This window comes from Mangrovitalea sediminis (assembly GCF_002514725.1).
In the GTDB taxonomy this organism is placed as follows: Bacteria; Pseudomonadota; Gammaproteobacteria; order Pseudomonadales; family Oleiphilaceae; genus Mangrovitalea; species Mangrovitalea sediminis.
Map to the genome: position 1 here is coordinate 651,654 of NZ_NTLB01000001.1, position 18,543 is coordinate 670,196.

Here is an 18,543-nt window from a genome sequence, read left to right on the forward strand (position 1 = left end):
TGCCACAGGCAACACGATTGCCGGGATACTATCGACACGACATCCTGGACTTCATGGCTACCGCTTTGCTGCTATAACCAGTCCCCGCTCCCCTCAGTCATCCCGCCCTACACGTCACAGTATCCCCCCCTGTTCAGGGGATTCCCTTTCGATAGACACCACGTTAGGTTACAGAAGTTTAATCATTGGATGCTCGAGAGCATCGATCAGAGAGATCGACAAGCATTATGAATCTCCCACTTCGTGACCGCCCCATCCCCCTGCGATTTAACCGCCCCTGGTCCCTGAAGCTGCTTGCCCTCATGGTCGGCATTGAGCTGAGTTCTGTGGTATCGGCATCACCACAGGGCGCCGCCGTGCAGGCCGGACAGGTGGCTGTCACGACCCCCGCACCGGGTCTGACAGCGGTTCAGCAAACGACTCATGCTGCCATCCTGAACTGGCAGAGTTTCAATGTCGGCACGTCGGAGTCGGTCAACTTTGCGATGCCCGATGGGAGTTCCAGCATCCTGAACAGGGTGACCGGGACCGGTGCCTCCAGCATCCTGGGTCATATCTCCGCAAACGGTCGGGTTTTCCTGATCAATCCCAACGGGATCGTGATCGGCCAGGGGGCGGAGATCAACACGCGGGGCTTTCTGGCGTCGACCCGCGACATTTCAAACGAAGCCTTCCTGAAGGGTGGCCCGCTGGATTTTCTGGGATCGTCCACCGCAAGCATCGTGAACTACGGCACCATCGAAGCGGCGGACGGCAACGTGATGCTGATCGGCCATCAGGTGCTGAACGAGGGCACTATCAGCGCGCCCAATGGCAGCGTCGGATTGGCGGCAGGCAATGACGTACTGTACGTGCCAGACCAGCCCCATCCGATACTGATTCGTTCCGGCATCAAGGTAGGGAATGGCGAAACAGGTGTCGACAACCAAGGGGTAATCCGTGCAGCCCAGGCGGAGCTTCGGGCAGCAGGCGGCGACGTCTATGCTGTGGCGGTAAACCAGTCCGGCGTGATCCGCGCGGATGCCGTGAACAACATCGGCGGACGCATCGTCCTTGGTTCCGACGGCGGCAATATTCAGGTGTCGGGCTCGCTTGGCGCACACAAGGGCTCGAACGGCGGCGACATTTTTATCGGTGGCAGCGTCCATGGCAACTCGGACGCCAACATTCCCAACGCGGCATATACCCTCATTTCACCCTCGGCCACGATTGATGCATCGGCGACCGGTTCCGACGGGAACGGCGGGCAGGTCGCAGTCTGGTCGGATCAGGGCACCACCTTCCTTGGCAGTCTGACAGCTCGCGGTGGCACCGCCAACGGCGGTTTTGCGGAGGTTTCCGGAGGGGTGCTCGATTTTCGGCCAGCCACGATCAATCTCAATGCGTCTGGTGGTAACGCAGGAACCCTTTTGCTGGATCCTGGCAATCTCACCATCACGTCCAGCGGTGCAGATACCAATATCACGACCACCAGCCCAAGCTCAGGTTCAGCCACGTACCTGAGGACCAGCAGCAACACACTGCTCGACTCTACCCTGAACACAGCCACCATCGAAGCCCTGCTCAACGCCGGCACCAACGTGCAGGTTACCGCCCATAATCAGTTGACCGTGAACTCGGATATCACCTGGGGGAGCGCGCAATACCTCATGCTGGCGGCCACCACTATCGCGGTCAACGGCTCCATCACCGGCGGCACCGGCAGCAAACTGGTGCTGTATGACGACGCAGGGATTACCCAGGGTGACGCGTCCACCATCCGGGTCGATAACCTGGAGGCCATGTCTGCCGTTAGCAGCGACAACGCCAACGAGATCTTCAACGGCAAGCTACAGGTAGGAACCCTCAACCTTTACGGCTCCGGGGTCAATTCCATTTCCGCGGTCAATCCCGCGAACCAGATCGGCAAAGTCTGGTTACATGACGACCCGGTGACCGGGAGTGTCGAGATTGTGGACAGTGCGGATGGCCTGGAAGTCGCCCTGAACCAGGCAAATACCACATCGCCGTTGCTCAGTTTCCGCACCGTCGGCGACTTGATTCTCGATGCAGGGTCGTCCCTCTCCTTTGCGACGAGTCCGCCTCCGTCCAGTGCCCGGACCAAACCCTGCGGCGGCTGCCGCGAGCTGGTGCTCGCAACCAGTGACGGGGCCGTTATTAATAAGACCCTGAGTTCGAGCGCCTTCACTTTCGGCCCATACACCACACTGCTCGGGCACCTCTACTCAAACTTCCGGATCTACGCCACCGATTACCATCGCACGCAGGCCGGTGGACTCAGCGGTGGAGAGAGCCTTTTCAACTATAGCTATCAGTCGGCGCCCGCCGGGAAGCTCGACCCGCTGAATAACTACTACATCTTCTCCGGCGCCAACCCCAATGCAGCTTCGACAACCTCACCCACCACGGGGAATGACGACCCGTTCGTCACACGACCGACGACCACGACCATAACCGTGAATCTGAAGCTGAAGCCGAAACCGGTCAAGATACCGACACATACGGATTCCATTGTCATCAGCTATGCACCTACACAGGAAAAAGCGACGCCCGATGATCTGAAGGCGGCATTCCATGGAGTACCGTCCCAGACGATTAAGGATCATGTCCAGGCGGTACTGAAAGCCTGGCCGGCGGATAAGCCGATAGATGCGGCCACCAAGCAGTATCTTGGCAAGATCCAAACCGGCGCCATCACACTCGACCAAGTGATTCAGGATGCCAGGAACGGCAATGCCACCGCGCAGACGTACGTCATGAGCATCATGCCGCAGCTGATCGACCTTCTCTCGCAACAAGACCCCAGCACGCTGACCAACAACCAACGCCTGCTGCTGGCCAAGGTGGCAGGCCGGGTCAATGCGAACCGACAGCGCCAACTGCAAATCCTTCAACAGCGACTTGCTGCCTACAAAAAGCGCCAGAAAAGCGAAACGCGAGGCATGACCGCGCTTTTCGCCGAAAACTACTTCCCGGACATCTACACGGAGGCACGGCAACAGTTCATTTCCGAACAAACCGCGGTCATAGGCGGCGTCGCCGCCCTGACCGGTACCGGTGCAGGCTCCGCCGCCGCGGCGGCAGTCATTGCCAATGCCGCAACCATCTTCGTCCACGCCTCTGGCGCGGGAGGAGGAGCACTTGCCGTCGACACAACGATCGAAGCCGCAACAGCTGCCAGTGGCCCGGTCGGCATTGTGATTGGATCAGCCGTATTACTGACCACCATGGCGGTCAGTGCCGAGATCGAGTCCGGCAACAACAAGGCTGCATACGATGATTTCGTGTCGCTCAACTCGAAAAGCATCAGCAACCCCCATGAGCTTGTATCGAAAGGGGGTGGTTCGCAGACTCAGCGCTCAGAACTGTCCATGGCCTCCCTCGAAGTCGCCGCAGAAATGTTCGGGAATTAAATGATGAAATCGATCCGTCTGCGGCGGCGCTCCGTCGGGAGCTCTTATGCCCTATTATTGACGATGCTCTGTGCCCCTCTGTCGACGCTGGCAGAGACATCCCTCCGCAATGCAGCACCCGAAGCACGCCCTCCCGCGCTGTTGCCAGAGACACCGGCAACGGTCCGGGAGTCCGGCGGGGAAGCGGTGCCCGGGCAACCTGGCGAGCACAAGGTGCTCGACCGCTTGCAGGGACTTGCGCTGGTGCCCGATGAACATATCAACCTGGAAAAAGTACCTAAAGGCCTCTCGATCGAGGTAGAGAAGCTCAAGGGCAACTCAGCCCTGGCGCTGGCACTGCAACCCTTTTTCGGCCACATGGCAACGTTGGAATCGCTGCATCGGGCCATCGCTATCATTCGCCGGGAGGTGAAGCAGGCAGGTTATCCCTTTGCCCTGATCTACCTGCCTCGTCAGACCGTCGCCAACGGCACGATCAAGATCGTCGTCCGCCTGGCGACACTGGACGGCGAGCTCAAGGTGGACGGCGCAAAGTGGTTCAGTGAACAAGGCTACCGGCAGGCGCTGGGTCTCAAGACGGGAAAAAGGATCGACACCCGGCAGATCGATAAGGGACTGGCCTACATCAACCGCAACCCCTTCCGCCACGCGAGACTGGAGGCCGCCGCAGGTACCCGGCCGGGCACCACAGAACTGGCGCTGAAGGTCCGGGAGCGCTACCCATTCCGACTCTTTACCGGCGTCGACAATACCGGCACCCGCAACACGGGAGCTAACCGGATCATGGCCGGTTTCGATTGGGGGCGGCCCTTCGGCCTGCCGGACCTGATGACCTATCAGTACAAGACCGACCCCGGCCTGGACCGGTCCCAGAGCCACTCCCTGAGCTACACGCATTTCAACCGGGAGGGTGGCGATGTCGACCTGTCTTCCGCCTACTCGAGAATGAAGCCCTCGATGACCGCACCCTTCGATAGCACCGGGAAATCCTGGCAGGTCGAAGGTCGCTGGCACAGGCCCCTGGAGGGTTCAGGAGCGCTGTCCCAGGGACTGGTGATGGGCGCGGACTACAAGTACTCCGACTATCAGCTGAATTTTTCCGGCGTCCCGGTGAACGATACCGTAACCCGAGTGGCCCAGCTCGTCGTCGGTTATAACGCCCAGACCCAGGGCACAGGCTGGCAGACGGGATTTGACGGCACCCTCTACCTGAGCCCCGGCGACATCGGCCCCCATAACGACGACAACGACTATAGCCTGGCCAGACAAGGTGCCAGCGCACAATACGCCTACCTCAAGCTGAACGCCCAGGGGCAGCATGCCCTGAACCGCTACCTGACAGCCGGCCTGGCCCTGTCCGGACAGCTTGCGTCCACGAACCTGCTGTCCAGCGAGCAGTTTGCCGGTGGTGGCTATTCCGCTGTCCAGGGCTATGCGGAGAACGAAGCCTACGCGGATAACGGGGTGCTTGCCTCTGCCACACTCAGGTTCCCGGCGGTGCAGCTGTTATCACGCCTGCTGCATAGCGGCCCTACAGACCAGGTGGCTCCGTACCTGTTCACAGATGGGGCGACACTATGGAACCTGCACAACAACCCAGGCGATAGAACGATCCACCTCTACAGCCTGGGCGCAGGGCTAAGCCTGCAGTACGGCCGCTATGCACAGGGGCGTTTCTCGTTCGGCGTGCCGCTGAAAGACGGGCCCGTGACGCAGAAAGGCCACGTGCAGATCCATTTCGCGCTGACCCTGTCCTATTGAGAGATCGAGCGCCCCAGCCACAACGCCATCAGGGCTGCCCGGTTACGGATACCGAACTTTCGGTAGATCGCTTTCACATAATCATGGACCGTATGCGGACTCAGTCCCTGTTCGCGGGCAATTTCCTTTTCCGTAGAGCCACAGAGGAGGCCCTGCAGCACCTGTCGTTCCGATACGGATAAGGGAGCGCTGGCGATACAGTAGCCGTGACTGAGGAGGAACTGACGGTAAAACCACTTGAGGCCACGCACGATGATCCCCATGGCATCCCGTTCAGCGGCGGTAAACGGGGGACACTCCGGCGAACGGGAGACACCGAAGAAAAGCTCTGTGTCCTCATTGACCGGGCAACCGGCCCAGATGGCGTCAGCCCGGCCGATAGCCAGGTAATGTAACTGATAGAAGGCTGACTGGTACCATTCCGGATCGGCAAGATCGGACAGCAGATTGACCCGCCATTGCCCGGCCTCGGCCACGTTGCGGACGCTGGTAATGTCGATTGCCCCGGATTTCACGATGTCGATATAGCGTTCGCCAACACTCTCCAGCTGGGGTGCCGGGTGCAAGAATCCGTACCCCCTCGGTCGCCAGCCCTTTAGCGGATCACCCGGGGCAATATCCGGAAGGTGCATCGAGACAAGCCACGAAACATTGGTCGCACGGAGTTCAGTGCACAGGAACTCCATCAGGTGCCGAAACGCCTCGTCGGAGTTGGCCGCATCAAAATCGGCAATGTCATCCCATAGCGTCAGGATTCGGTGGGATATGTCGATAACGGTACTCCTCGGCGAAAGCCGCCAAACCAACAGCTGTAAAACCAGACTCCAGCGCGCCGAAGCGCTCTATTGGCTTACAGTGTAGCCCTCGCCCGGATATTTTCCGGTCACGGCCCCCTTACTTGCCCAGCCCTTTGCCGGAAAACAGCACCGTACTGTCACCCACAAACTTGACGTTGACGTGGCTGTCGCCGCTCACCCAGTTGCAGTTTTTCACCGTCAGGGCGTCACTGCATTCGCTGGGTTTGCCAAGCAGTTGGGTGACATCACTGTAGCTCATTCCCACCTTGAGCTTGTCGTAGTTCTCCTGGGTCAGCTTGCTGCAACCCGCCAGCGCCACCAATGCCACGATTCCGGCAATACCCCAGCCTGCTTTTCTTAGCCTCATACTGCGACCTTCCTTCTGTGTGGTTCGCGTCTCTGCGTTGGGGCTGCATTCTAGCCCAGCGACAAAACAGGAACACTTGTCGCGACATCGGACATTCGGCGCCTTACGTTGGGGTTTGCGAGAAACTTGTCCGGAATACAACCTCGGACAAAGATTGCCATACGAAGGCAAACGCCTTCCGCCCGTCACGCCAGCGCCTCGAGTTATCTTAAAATACTCTTAAGAAATAAAGATTTACCCGCATCCAACCTCACCTAACGCCACGATATTCCGCTATTAACCGGAGCTGGTACAGCCTTTGCTCTCAGGCCACCGGGACCGTTCGGGCATTGATGTCGAACCGTCCCCTCCGAGGACTTCTTCCTCAGGGTTCGCGTGGAGAGCCGTGTTCCAGCGTGTCGGTATTCGATGAGTCTCGAGCGCCATCTCTCCACACTGTCTTCAAACAAGGGACTTAATGCTATGGGAATGCCCATCAATGGCGCTGCCGGCAGCGGCGCAACACAGCAACTGCAGGGGGCTAACGTCTGGCAGCAGCGAAAACAGAGTTTTGATGCACTGTCACAGGCCCTTCAAACCGGGAATCTGAATGCCGCCAAACAGGCCTTCAGCTCCTTGTCCAGCACCTACCCTGCCGGGGTAACCAGCGACCCCAAAAGCTTTATCGCGAGATTGGGTCAGGCGCTTCAGACGGGAAACATCCAATCGACACAGTCCCTCATCGCCTCTCTGACCGGGGGCGGCACCGCCAAGGCGGCGGGCGACGGCGATGGTGATGGATCGGCTCGCGCCGCTGCGGCGGGCAACCCTGGCCAAAACATCAACGTTTCGGTCTGACACTGGGTTTTTGCTGCTATAGCCGGCGGCCTTTTTGGCGCCGGCACTTCTGAGCTAAGGACACTGACCATGCATCACCGGGGCCCCATCGCAGGCATCGCCAGCCACGGCAACCTGATTGCCACAGCCGGCTACTGCAACACCGTCATTCTCTGGGACGCCGACCGGCGGCAGGCGCTCGCCCGTGGTAACCATGATCACCTGGTCAACCAATGCGCCTTCAACCAGAGCGGCACATTGCTGCTCAGCGCCAGTAGCGATTACACGGCCCGTCTCTGGGACGTACCGTCAATGCGACTGAAAGCCGTGCTCGGCGGTCACGAGGATGATGTCGATATGGCGGCCTTTTCGCCGGATGACCGCTTGATCGCAACCTGTGCGCTCGACCGCAAGGTCCGGATTTTTACCGTAGACGGCCATTGCCTGTTCAGCCTGGCAGGCCATACCGGCAACGTCCTCTCGCTGGCCTGGAGTCAGGATTCCCGCCGTCTGGTCTCCTCCAGCGTGGATGGCACTTTACGCGAATGGTCCGTGGAAGAGGGCCGGGCCCTGCAGACTCACCACCTCGGGATGCGCACCGATTCAGTCGTCATAGACCGGCGCGGACGGATCTGGGCCGGAGACGACGACGGCCGCATCGTCCGTGTGCTGGACGGTGCAATGCGCTGCTGGCCGGCACATAGGGCCGGCATCAAGAAACTGGTATTACACCCGGCCGGAACCCATCTGCTGACACTGAGCTATGACCGCTTCATCGGCGTTTGGCGCATCCACGACAACGGTGAGCCCGAAGAGATCTGCCGTCATCCCTGCCCGGCAAGCATCTGGGTCCGGGCAGCCACGTTTCTGGATGACCGCCGGGTGGCGGTAGGAACCTTCGGCGGAACCTATGCGGTGCTGGACTGGCAAACTGCGCAGTGGGATCTGACCGGCGTCGCAGCGGGCAAAGCCCTCAATGGAATAACCGTCGCAGGCCCCCACATCTACAGCGTGGGGGATGCCGGGATGGTCTTGCGCGACGGCCTGCCTCAGGCGGCGATGGGCAGCCTCTGTAACTTCATCACTCACTCCGGCACCCGGCTGTTCTGTGGCGGTCTGCTGGGCACGCTGTTCGACGGACATACCGGGGAGGCCCTGTACCAGCACCACTCCCCCCTCAACTGCGGTACCCTTTTTGTCCGCGACCGACACCGCTATCTGGCCGTCGGTACCTACACCGGGGAACTCCTCGTTTTCCAACTCAATGACGACGACGGCAGCCTCCAGCCGGTGCAACAGACAAAGGCGTATGCCAATGCCGTCAAGTCAGTGGCAGCCAATGGCTGCCACCTGTTTTCCGTAGGCGCCTCGGGCGATGTGTGCTGGCACGACGTGCAGACGCTGCAGCCGGTCCGGCAACAGCACAAGGCGCACACACGCATCGCCAACGCCTGCTGCGCTATCGGTGAACGAGGCTTTGCCAGCGTGGGACGGGATCGCACGTTGCGCCTGTGGTGCGGCGATGAAGAGGCTACCTATGCCACGCCTCATGCATTTTCGGTCAAGGCCATCGCCATCGATACCGGTCAGCGCTTCCTGATGACCGGCAGCTATGGTGGCACCCTCGCCGCCTTCGATCTGCAACAGCGGTGCTGGCTGCCCCTGCAGCGCCCCACCGCCTCCGGCATCGCCGCCATCGACTGGAATCCCAACCGCTCCCACTTTGTGGCCGCCGCCTACGACGGCAACGTTCATGAGATCAGCCTATGAAACCCTTGCTCCTCTGCTCCGGCAGCCAGCGCCGGGAATCGTTCAACACCCGGTTACTCCAGCACATTCGCACGCGAATGCCGCCCGACAGCACAGTGGACGAGATCGGCGCCACGGAAGTCGACCTGCCGCTGTTCAATCAGGACAGGGAAGATGAACCGCTGGTTGTCGGCCAGGTGCTGGATCTCCACCAAAGGTTTACCCGCGCTGGAGGCATCGTGATCGCCTCGCCCGAGTACAACTGCCTGCCAAGCCCCTATCTCAAGAACCTGATCGACTGGGTATCCCGGCTGGCCTTCCTGCTGCCGGAAGTCTCCCAGCCATTCCGTGGCAAGCCGGTACTGTTGTGCACGGCGACGACGGGATGGAGCGGTGGCGCCGTCGGACTCAATACCCTACGTACGCTGCTCGCCTACCTGGGCGCTGACGTGATGGGGGAGCAGATCTGCGTGCCCTATGCCCGGGAAGCCTGGAACGACAGCGACGCCACCTACGACTTCGACCCGGTTTTCCAGCAGCACATCGATCGTGTGATGACACGCTTCCTGGCCATGACACAGGAGATACCTGCATGACAACACCGGACCGGCAGGCCGGCTGGCACTGGCCCCATTTCGAACAGCCCCTGTGCGGTGCGGTCAGTGACCGGCAACGGCTCGGCCTGCCCGAACGTTTCCAGCCCACCCGCTTCGAGAGTGAGTGGCCCGCCGCTGTTGAGCGCCTGCGTTACAGCTCCCGGGAAACATGGCTGAACGCTCTCCAGGATACCCGGTGCCCGCTACTGGAACGACTCGTCGCCGGCCGGTTACTCGCGCTGTCGGGCGACCCCCGCATCCGCACGGATCAGCCGGATATGGTCACCATCGCAGGCGCCGTGACCCGGATCGGCCTGCCCGCTGAGGAAGTCGAGGATGTGCTGTCCCGCTTTGGCGGACTGGGCCTTCAAACCCACTGGATCGTGAAAGAATGCCCTCGTCATGAGGTTCGCCTGAACGCCTATGCCCTGGCCCGGTTTCCGGTCACCAACGCCGAGTACCGGGACTTCCTGGTGGATTCGGGTTATGAAGAAATCCCCACCAGTTGGGTCTTTGGGCGCTATCCCCACGAGCGGGCCAATCACCCGGTCTACACGGTGTCGCCCCTGGCCGCGCAAGCCTATGCCGACTGGCTCTCCGGTAGGACCGGCCGCCGTTTCCGCCTGCCGACCGAAGCCGAATGGGAGTTTGCCGCTGCCGGACCCGAGGGACTGGAGTTCCCCTGGGGCGATGCCTACGAAGCCGATTGCGCCAATACCGCAGAGACCGGCCTTTTCGACAGTTCGCCGGTCGGCGCTTTCCCAACGGGAATATCGCCCTTTGGGATCGCCGACATGGCCGGTAACGTGGAGGAATTTGTCGCCGACCGCTATGCCCCCTACCCCGGTGGACAGGCCATCACCGATCACCTGACAGAAATCCACGGCACCTATCAGGTTGCCCGCGGTGGCAGCTTCGCCCGTTTTCGCGACCTGGCCCGGACCCGGCGGCGCCACGGCCACAATCCCCGCTCGGCGACCTACGCCATGGGCTTTCGCCTCGCGGAAGATGTTTCCCCACTGGCAGCACCGAGCGGAGATTAGGTATGGCGCACCTGCTACTGATGGAATTGCCCGGTGGTGACGACACCGACATCATCGACGCCATCCTGGACCAAGGGCACAGCTTTACCTTTCTGACCGCAGATCTCGCGTATTACCGGGCCAGGCCCGCCGTCATACCCAGCCTCGAACGGGCGAGGAACATCCTTGAAGTTTCAGGCTTTGACTATGCCGCCGTGGAAACCGCCGTTCTGGCAGCGCATGCACGGCATCCGATTGCCGGTGTGCTGTGTCTGGTGGATATCCGGATGATCGAGGCCAGCCGTCTTGCCCATAGGTTGTCGCTCCCCTTTCTCAACCCGGACAGCGCCCGGCTGCTGCGTGACAAATATGCGGTTCGCCAGTGCCTGAGCGAACAGGGCCTGGCACAGCCCCTCTATCGACTGGCCACCGACAACCGGGAACTGAGAACCGCCACCGAGGCGCTGGGATTGCCGGTCATCATCAAGCCCACCGACGGCTATGGTTCACAGAACGTGGTGTTGCTGCGCGATGCCGAGGACCTGAATCCGTTGCTGGGCCCCGTTGATGATTTCCTGCCCCAACACCTGGATTATGGCTTTGGCGTCTGGGCCAACGATCGCCTGCTGGTGGAGCGGTTTATCCCCGGCCCCATGATCGGATGCGACACCCTCAGCATCAATGGTCGTCATCGCTTTCTGGGCATCAACGAAAAGCTGTATTTTCCTCCGCCATCCTTCGCCATTCGCGGCAGCTGCTTCCCTTCTGACCGTTTCGACAGCGAGACGATCCAAGACTATGTGACCCAGGTGTTGGATGCGGTGGGATTCGACTGGGGTATGGCCCATCTCGAAATCGTGGTGAGCGCACAGGGTCCGATGCTGGTGGAAATCAATCCCCGACTCGTGGGCGCCCGGATTCCCCGCCTGCTGAATCTTGCCTTTCAACGCTCGATTCATGCCGACCTGGTGGCACTGCACCTGGGACAACAGCCTGAACTACCGCAGCAGGCCTCACGACATGCGGTTTCCCGCTGGTTCGCTGCCGACCGGTCAGGAACCTTGAGCGCCCTGAACCTGCCGACCAATATCGACCCGCTGGTTGCCTGCCACGACGTCGTGCACCGGGCCGGCAGCCGGGTCCAGCCACCCCGGAACAACGGCGACCGGATCGGCTTTGTCATGACGGCCGCACCGTCCCGGGAAGCCGCAGAGGACGCGGCGGAAGCCTTTATTCGGGGGATCGGGCTGAGCGTTACCTGACAGGCATCCCGAGCGCCTCCAGATTCGCGCCATTTTTCGGCAGCTCGCCCGCCATCACGCGACGCACGTTTTCCGCGACGGCTGCGGCGATACCCTCGTAGGAACGGTCCGTCGAACCGGCAATATGGGGCGTCGCCAGGATCTGCTCATAACCAAGCAACGGCGATGAGGCTGCCAACGGCTCGGTTTCGAAGACGTCGAGCGCCGCCTTCACCAGGCGGCCAGACGCCAGGGCGGCCAACAGGGCGCGCTCGCTCAGCAGGCCGCCGCGCCCCGGGTTGACGATACAGGCATCGTCCGGCATCAGCGCCAGCCGGCGCTCGTCGATCAAGTCCCGCGTCTGCTCATTCAGGGGAAGGCAGAGGAAAACGTAGTCACTTTCCCGCAGGATGTCGTCCAGCTCATCCGGGCTGGCCAGGCGATCCAGTCCCAACGCCGATGCCTGAGCCTCGTCGGTATGGCGGCGGACACCAATCAGCCGCATGCCGAAAGGCCTCAACCGCTCGATCAGCGCCTGACCGATCCCGCCGAGCCCGATCACCGTTGCCGTCCGCCCCAACAGGGCTCGTCCCATGGGGCCGCCCCAGGCGGCGCCCTCTCGCATGCCCCGCGCCAAGGTGGAGAGATGGCGACTGAGCGCGATGGCGGACATGACACACCATTCCGCAACCGATTCTGCGTTGCCACTGCGATGGGTCGGCACATTGGCAACGGCGATGCCCCGCTGGGTCGCGGCCTCGATATCGACCCGCTCCAGTCCCGCGCCCCACTGCTGGATCAGTTGCAATCCCGCTATGCGATCCATCAGCGCTCCGTCGATCTGGCTCATGGTCGGAATCAGAACGGAAGCCCTGGCGCCGTCGCGGCGTAGCGTGCCGGGATCCAGGGCCTGCACCCGGGCCTCCGGCATGGCTTGCGACAGATACTGGCGAATGGTCAGGTAGCCAGCGCTGGCGATGACGATATCGATGGAATTCACGCGCTTTTCCGCCTTATCGGTAGGAAGGAAAGACTTCTTCTCAACATCACATCGAGAAAGCCTGTTCAGGCGAGTCTATCGCAGCAAGGGCCCGAGGAAAACGGGACTGACGGCCAGCCGCCGTGCCGCCGATTACTGGAGTCGAGCCGCATTTTCAACATGCCGGAGATGTGGCACAGCGATCATCGATAGGCCATCATGCAGCCAGAAGATGAGACATTCTGGCAGTGTTGGCGCTTTGGGCTTGCAGGCGCCCTGTGGGCCGGCCACGCCTTGATGACACCATCGAAGGGAGGAATGAACGTGGAGACTCGTTGTGCCAACGGCCACTGGATTACCGATCGTTTCACGCTGAAGACAGACCCGGGGGAAGTGGAGCGCGGTTATATCTACGCCGCCATCATGAGCTGTGCCGCCAACGCGCTACGGGACGACTGTGCCTACTGCGCCAGGGCCTACATGTTGATTTGCGAACGATTTTCGCTGGACGAAAAGGAACTGCCCGCGCTGAAGGGTGATGACAGACCCGCGAACCGGCTCTCGCGCCTATCCCATATGCTGGACGCCCATTTTCAGGCGCCGGACAAAACCGTATCTGATAGCGACACTCAATGGGCCTTCGTGACACGAAACGGGAAGATCCCCTAGATACCGGAGACCTCCATGAGGGCACCGGCCCCAACGCTTTCCCCAACCACATCACTTCGCTGCATTCCGACATTATCTATCACCATTGTTTACAGAGTAACCACTGACAGACATGCAAACAGCGACCACACTATAAGTAGAGTCAGTGTTATCCAGCAGGTAATGGCCAATGACCGATATACAGCAGGTTTCGAGCACACAATTCCATCATCCCTTCCAGCCGGTGATTACCAGTGCTGATGAGTTGCGTCGCCATCACAATACCCAGTACCGCTACACGCCACGGCCGCTGGGTGAGGTCCTGCTGGATATGCAGATCATCACTACCGCGCAGCTGAGCGAAGCCCTGGAAGAGCAGAAAATCAGCCATCTCCGGCTGGGAGAGACGCTGCAGCAGATGGGCATCGTCACACAGGAACAGATCCTCCGCGGTTTCAGCGAGCATTTCGGGGTTCCCTATATCACCCTGCGCCATTTCGACGTCGAAACCAGGGCGCTGGCGTGCGTGCCGGCCTCTTTCGCCCGCAAACACATGGTGGTTCCCCTTCTGCTGGAAGGCGACCGCCTGTTGATTGCCCTGCAGGACCCCACCGACACCGACCTGGTCAACATGCTTCGCTTTATCACCGGCAAGGTGCTGGAGCTGTGTATCTCATCGCCCGACGATATCGGTTATGCCATTGCCGCCCACTATGGTGGACAGGAAATGCAGAGCGCACTCGACGATATGGATGTTGTCGTCGAGAAAGAGCCGTTTCACCTGGACGTCAATGCCGAGGAACAGCTGGGGCATGAGCGCCCTATCGTTCAGTTGGTCAAGAACATGATCACCGAGGCCCTGGTCCGCCGGGCCTCAGACATCCACATTCGCCCGCAGGAATCCGGCGTGGATCTCTACTTCAGGGTCGACGGCGTCCTGCAGAAAGTCCGCTCATTCGATAAGAAGCTGTTGCCGGCCGTCGTCAGTCGACTCAAGATCCTGGGCAACATGGACATCTCTGAACACCGGGTTCCACAAGACGGCCGCACCCGCATCCATTACATGCAAAAAACCGTCGATTTGCGCCTGTCTGTGATTCCGGCCATTCATGGGGAAAGCGTCGTCATCCGCCTGCTGGATACCCAGTTCGCCCTCAAGAACCTGGAGCAGCTCGGTTTCGAGGATGCCGACGCTCAGCGGTTGCGCCACCTTTTGACCCGCAACAATGGCATATTCCTGGTCACCGGCCCGACCGGCTCCGGCAAGTCCACCACCCTTTACACGGCACTGGGTCATCTCAAGAACAGCAACGTCAACATCATTACCGTTGAAGACCCGGTGGAATACCACCTGAACGGGATCACCCAGATTCAGGTCAACCATGCCACCGACTACACCTTCGCCCGGGCGCTGCGCCACATTCTCCGGCATGACCCGGATGTCGTCATGGTGGGTGAGATCCGCGACCAGGAAACTGCGAAGATGGCCGTGGAAAGCGCCCTCACCGGCCACCTGGTCCTGAGCACCCTGCACACCAACGACGCGGCCACTTCCGTCACTCGCCTGATCGAAATCGGCGTCGAACCCTATCTGGTCAACAGTGCCCTGATTGGTGTCCTGGCGCAGCGGCTGGTCCGTCGCACCTGCCCGGAATGCAAGGCGCCGGAGCCGACGGACCCGGAGATGTGCCGTATTCTCGGCGTACCGGAAGACGAAACCTTTTTCCACGGCCTCGGCTGCGACCACTGCAATGGCACTGGCATCAGCGGCCGGATGGCGGTCTATGAGTTGCTGGAAGTCACGCCGGAACTTCGCAAACTGATTGGGCAGGACGTCGCGGCGGATGTCATCGAACAACAAGCCGTCAGGGATGGCATGACCCGCCTGACCGACAGCGCCCTCAAGCTCGCCAGGGACGGTCACATATCGCTGGCGGAGGTCTACCGGGTTCGCCTTTAACCAACACAACAAGCCCGGACAGGTCTTCCTGCCCGGGCAGCTACAGCTGGCCGTGAGATCAGGCCCTGGCGGAAGGCCGGCTCGATATCCGGTCGTACCAGGCTTTCAAATGCGTTTGCTCCGGGTCGATGCGCAGACTGTTGACCTTGTTGAAGTCGATGGTGCACAGCGCATTGATATCGGCGGCAGAGAAACTGTCGCCAACGATGAATTCACGGCCTTCCAGGTGCCGGTCCAGGAAGCGGAAGAAGCCCTCTGCCTGCTTACGACACTCGGCACCCCACTCCGCGATCGGCGTCATGCGATCTTTGAAATAGCCCGATGAATGCTGGAAGCACATGCCCGTCGGCATGAAGAAATAGAGTTCGATCCAACGCAGCCACTGTTCGACTTGTGCTTTCTCGAAAGGGTCTCGACCCAGCAACGCGGGTTCCGGGTGCAATTCTTCGAAATAGCGGCAGATCGCCATGGTCTCGGCGATATGGCGACCGTCGTCCAGCTCCAGCACCGGCACCTTTTTCATGGGGTTCATGGCTGAAAACTCAGGCGTCAGGTTTTCCCCTTTCTGCAGGTTCAGCTCGACGAACTCCACCTGATCCAGAATCCCTTTCTCAGCCAGGAACATGCGCACCCGTCGGGGATTCGGCGCCACTTTCATTTCATAGATCTTCATCGGATAACCCCACACGCGGATTGTTGTTGGTTAGCGACCCTCTCCGCCGGACCTGGCGGGCACATCGGGAGCACCGACGCTGGAGGGAAAATCGTGAGGTTCAAGACTGCCGCCGCGGGGCGCCATCCGTCAAGCGGAATCCCGTTTCACAATCCGCACACCGACAGGGCAAGGGATATGGGAAAGATGCGTTATTGCGTATGGAAAAAGGAAACCGGGGAAGCAGGCACTCCCCCGGTGTTGCAACCCGTTACTTGGAGATATCACGTCCGAAGTAGCGCTTGCTGATTTCGGCGTACTTGCCGTTCGCCTTGATGGCTGCCAGGGCCTCGTTGATCTTCTTGAGCAGTTCGGGATTGTTCTTGTTGACGGCGATACCGATATTGTCCAGGTCCAGCGGCGCACCCAGACGCTTGACGGCCAGGTTCGCTTTCATGATGGCATTGGAGCCCACCAGCTCATCGGTGATCACGGCATCCAGACGACCCGGAACCGTCAGGTCGTGCAGCGCGGTGACATCGTCGGTATAGGTTTTGATGTGGCTGGTGTATTTCTTGGCCGTCGCCTCGAAGGTGCTGGAAACCAGCACCCCGATGGTCTTGCCGTGCAGATCGTCGACAGAATGGAGGTTCTGGTTGTTGGCGCTAATGAAAACCTGAGCGCCGGATTTGTAGTAGGGGTCAGAGAAGTTGACCGCTTCCAGACGCTTCGGCGTGATTGCCATGCTGCCGATAATGGCATCGAAGCGATTTGCCTTAAGGGCCGCGATCAGTGTCTGCCAGGGCTGAGCCACAGGCTCCGCCTTCATACCCATCTGGGCGGCCAGCGCACGGCCGATGTCGGCATCGAAACCCTCCAGCTTGCTGCCGTCACGGTAGCTGAACGGCGGGTACAGACCGGTCATGGCGAAGGAAAACGTCTTGCCTTCGGCCTGGACATGTCCGGCCGGCAGCAGCGTTGCGCTGAGCGCCAGTACCAGTGCGCCACAGGTCGCGAACAGTTTTCTGTACAGCGTTTGGGTCAGGTTAGATCGTCTTGGGAATGTGCTCATTATTATGCTCTCCTGTTGTCGTAACAGATGTTATATGCAGGACACGAATCGGGCGCTCAAAGCACCCGGCTCAGGAACTGCTGTGCCTTCGGGTGGGTGGGGCAGGTAAAAAAGGTTTCGGGCTCGCCCTGTTCGGCGATAGTGCCGTTGTCGAGGAAGATCACGCGGTCGGCCACTTCACGGGCAAAGCCCATCTCGTGGGTGACGATCACCATCGTCATGCCCTCGGCGGCGAGGCTCTTCATCACCTCGAGCACCTCGCCCACCAGTTCCGGGTCGAGCGCCGAGGTGGGCTCATCGAACAGCATGACCGCAGGCTCCATGGCCAGTGCCCGGGCGATGGCGACGCGCTGCTTCTGGCCGCCCGACAACATCTCCGGGTAATAGTCGCCCTTGTCGGCAAGACCGACCTTCTCCAGCAGATGCCTGGCCTGCTTGATGGCCTCTGCCTTGGGCTTGCGCCGAACATGTACCGGCGCTTCGATGATGTTCTCCAGCACGGTCATGTGCGGAAACAGATTGAAATGCTGGAACACCATACCCACGCGCTCACGCACCTTGTGCAGGGGCGTCTTCTTGGGGTCGATTTCCTCACCGAGCAGGGAAATGGTGCCTTCGTTCTTCATTTCCAGAAAATTCAGGCAGCGCAGCAGGGTGCTCTTGCCCGAGCCACTGGCCCCGATCAGCACGACCACTTCACTGGCATCGACATCCAGGTCGATACCCTTGAGGACGTGCAGGTCGCCGAAATACTTATGAAGGTTTCTGACTTTGATCATTTGGCTGTATCCAGACGTTTCTCAAGTCGATTGAGAAGGAAAGTGAACACCATGACCATGAACAGGTAGTAGAGGCCGGCGATGGAGTAGAACTCCAATTGCTTGAAGGTCACGGCAGCGTGATTCATCGACAGGCTGAAGATTTCCGTAATGCCGATAAAGGCCACCAGGGAGGAGTCCTTGAGACCGATAATGAACTGGTTGCCCAGCGGCGGAATGGCCCGTTTGAAAGCCTGAGGCAGGATGATGCGGCGCATGGCCAGGGAGCGCACCATGCCCAGCGACTCGGCGGCCTCCATCTGGCCGCGGTCGACAGACTGGATGCTACCCCGGAAGATTTCGGCGATATAGGCGCCGCTATGGATGGCCAGCGCCAGGGTGCCAGCCCAGAAGGCCGTCAGCACCACAAACTGGGTGATGCCGAAGTAGAGCCACATGATCTGTACGATGAGTGGGGTTCCGCGAATAAGGCTGACATAGCCCCCATAAAGGGTATGCAGCAGCTTGAACCTGGAGACTTTCATCATGGCGAAGACCAGACCGATAATCATCGCCAGAAACAGCGACACGCCGGTCAGCTTCAACGTCATCCAGGCCGCCTCCAAAAAGGAAGGGAAGGTGGCAATAAAATCATGCAGAAACGATGTCATGTCTTTTTTATCCTATATCGTTCAGCGATGTGTCATGGCCC

Annotated in this window: 16 protein-coding genes; 9 read left to right on the forward strand and 7 right to left on the reverse strand. The window is 60.2% G+C overall.

Going from position 1 to position 18,543, the window contains the following annotated elements; translation table 11 throughout:
- The first annotated feature begins 227 nt into the window (after positions 1 to 227).
- Positions 228 to 3,413, forward strand: a complete 3,186-nt coding sequence (locus CLR77_RS03135; RefSeq protein WP_097459113.1) for a two-partner secretion domain-containing protein — start codon at positions 228 to 230, stop codon at positions 3,411 to 3,413.
- Positions 3,414 to 5,174, forward strand: a complete 1,761-nt coding sequence (locus CLR77_RS03140; RefSeq protein WP_097459114.1) for a ShlB/FhaC/HecB family hemolysin secretion/activation protein — start codon at positions 3,414 to 3,416, stop codon at positions 5,172 to 5,174. It abuts the gene before it with no gap.
- On the opposite strand, the gene CLR77_RS03145 is transcribed toward CLR77_RS03140, so the two are convergent.
- Positions 5,168 to 5,980, reverse strand: a complete 813-nt coding sequence (locus tag CLR77_RS03145) for a helix-turn-helix transcriptional regulator (protein WP_097459115.1) — start codon at positions 5,978 to 5,980, stop codon at positions 5,168 to 5,170. The genes CLR77_RS03140 and CLR77_RS03145 overlap by 7 nt on opposite strands.
- An 88-nt stretch (positions 5,981 to 6,068) precedes the next feature.
- Positions 6,069 to 6,338: a DUF3862 domain-containing protein gene (locus tag CLR77_RS03150; protein ID WP_097459116.1), complete on the reverse strand. Its 270-nt coding sequence runs from the start codon at positions 6,336 to 6,338 to the stop codon at positions 6,069 to 6,071.
- Positions 6,339 to 6,800: 462 nt separating this feature from the next.
- Between CLR77_RS03150 and CLR77_RS03155 the strand changes: the two genes are divergently transcribed.
- From CLR77_RS03155 to CLR77_RS03175, 5 genes are all read left to right on the forward strand, one after another.
- A complete protein-coding gene (locus CLR77_RS03155) occupies positions 6,801 to 7,175 on the forward strand; it encodes a hypothetical protein (protein ID WP_097459117.1) in 375 nt (124 codons plus the stop codon).
- A gap of 63 nt (positions 7,176 to 7,238) precedes the next feature.
- Positions 7,239 to 8,924, forward strand: a complete 1,686-nt coding sequence (locus CLR77_RS03160) for a WD40 repeat domain-containing protein (RefSeq protein WP_406564946.1) — start codon at positions 7,239 to 7,241, stop codon at positions 8,922 to 8,924.
- A complete protein-coding gene (locus CLR77_RS03165; RefSeq protein WP_097459119.1) occupies positions 8,921 to 9,499 on the forward strand; it encodes an NADPH-dependent FMN reductase in 579 nt (192 codons plus the stop codon). Before CLR77_RS03160 ends, CLR77_RS03165 begins: the two co-directional genes overlap by 4 nt.
- Positions 9,496 to 10,542 (forward strand): formylglycine-generating enzyme family protein, encoded by a 1,047-nt coding sequence (locus tag CLR77_RS03170; RefSeq protein WP_097459120.1) that lies wholly within the window; start codon positions 9,496 to 9,498, stop codon positions 10,540 to 10,542. The genes CLR77_RS03165 and CLR77_RS03170 overlap by 4 nt, the downstream gene beginning before the upstream one ends.
- Positions 10,543 to 10,544: 2 nt before the next feature.
- On the forward strand, positions 10,545 to 11,783 hold the full coding sequence (locus tag CLR77_RS03175) for an ATP-grasp domain-containing protein (RefSeq protein WP_097459121.1): 1,239 nt from the start codon (positions 10,545 to 10,547) through the stop codon (positions 11,781 to 11,783).
- Here CLR77_RS03175 and CLR77_RS03180 read toward each other — a convergent pair.
- Positions 11,776 to 12,762, reverse strand: a complete 987-nt coding sequence (locus CLR77_RS03180) for a 2-hydroxyacid dehydrogenase (RefSeq protein WP_097459122.1) — start codon at positions 12,760 to 12,762, stop codon at positions 11,776 to 11,778. The two genes, CLR77_RS03175 and CLR77_RS03180, sit on opposite strands and share 8 nt — an antisense overlap.
- 303 nt (positions 12,763 to 13,065) lie before the next feature.
- Between CLR77_RS03180 and CLR77_RS03185 the strand changes: the two genes are divergently transcribed.
- Together CLR77_RS03185 and CLR77_RS03190 are read left to right on the forward strand one after the other, a co-directional pair.
- Positions 13,066 to 13,410 carry a hypothetical protein gene (locus CLR77_RS03185; RefSeq protein WP_143269357.1) on the forward strand — a complete coding sequence of 115 codons (345 nt, stop codon included), beginning with the start codon at positions 13,066 to 13,068 and terminating at the stop codon, positions 13,408 to 13,410.
- A gap of 169 nt (positions 13,411 to 13,579) precedes the next feature.
- Positions 13,580 to 15,349, forward strand: a complete 1,770-nt coding sequence (locus CLR77_RS03190; protein WP_097459124.1) for a GspE/PulE family protein — start codon at positions 13,580 to 13,582, stop codon at positions 15,347 to 15,349.
- Positions 15,350 to 15,407: 58 nt separating this feature from the next.
- Here the strand turns inward: CLR77_RS03190 and CLR77_RS03195 are convergent, their stop codons facing one another.
- The 4 genes from CLR77_RS03195 to CLR77_RS03210 form a co-directional block, all read right to left on the reverse strand.
- The gene (locus CLR77_RS03195; RefSeq protein WP_097459125.1) at positions 15,408 to 16,022 is read right to left on the reverse strand and encodes a glutathione S-transferase family protein; all 615 of its coding nucleotides are present in this window, start codon (positions 16,020 to 16,022) and stop codon (positions 15,408 to 15,410) included.
- Between the two features lie 250 nt (positions 16,023 to 16,272).
- Positions 16,273 to 17,073, reverse strand: coding sequence for a transporter substrate-binding domain-containing protein (locus CLR77_RS03200; RefSeq protein ID WP_097459126.1), 801 nt, complete (start codon positions 17,071 to 17,073; stop codon positions 16,273 to 16,275).
- 56 nt (positions 17,074 to 17,129) lie between these two features.
- Positions 17,130 to 17,852, reverse strand: a complete 723-nt coding sequence (locus CLR77_RS03205; RefSeq protein WP_097459127.1) for an amino acid ABC transporter ATP-binding protein — start codon at positions 17,850 to 17,852, stop codon at positions 17,130 to 17,132.
- Positions 17,849 to 18,502: an amino acid ABC transporter permease gene (locus tag CLR77_RS03210; RefSeq protein ID WP_097459128.1), complete on the reverse strand. Its 654-nt coding sequence runs from the start codon at positions 18,500 to 18,502 to the stop codon at positions 17,849 to 17,851. Before CLR77_RS03210 ends, CLR77_RS03205 begins: the two co-directional genes overlap by 4 nt.
- Positions 18,503 to 18,543: the final 41 nt, after the last annotated feature.